Source organism: Enterobacter sp. HG048 (genome assembly GCF_024702055.1).
Classification (GTDB): Bacteria; Pseudomonadota; Gammaproteobacteria; order Enterobacterales; family Enterobacteriaceae; genus Enterobacter; species Enterobacter dykesii.
In genome coordinates this window covers 1-238 of sequence record NZ_JANLIZ010000055.1, presented here as the reverse complement: position 1 = coordinate 238, position 238 = coordinate 1, and the positions used below count along the sequence as shown (strand labels likewise).

Annotated in this window: 2 tRNA genes; both read left to right on the top strand. The window is 52.1% G+C overall.

Annotated features, from left to right (window positions below):
• Positions 1-42 precede the first annotated feature (42 nt).
• Positions 43-119: transfer RNA gene (locus NUX24_RS21795), tRNA-Ile, on the top strand.
• A 42-nt stretch (positions 120-161) separates the two neighbouring features.
• Positions 162-237 (top strand) — tRNA-Ala (locus NUX24_RS21790).
• The last annotated feature ends 1 nt before the right edge of the window (position 238 follow it).

The following is a 238-nucleotide window of genomic DNA, read 5'->3' as shown; positions in this document are numbered from 1 at the left end:
CACACAGATTGTCTGATGAAAAACAGCAGTAAAAATCTCTGCAGGCTTGTAGCTCAGGTGGTTAGAGCGCACCCCTGATAAGGGTGAGGTCGGTGGTTCAAGTCCACTCAGGCCTACCAGACTCCTTTTAAAGGATGAGCGGTACAGAGATTATAAACGATGGGGCTATAGCTCAGCTGGGAGAGCGCCTGCTTTGCACGCAGGAGGTCTGCGGTTCGATCCCGCATAGCTCCACCAT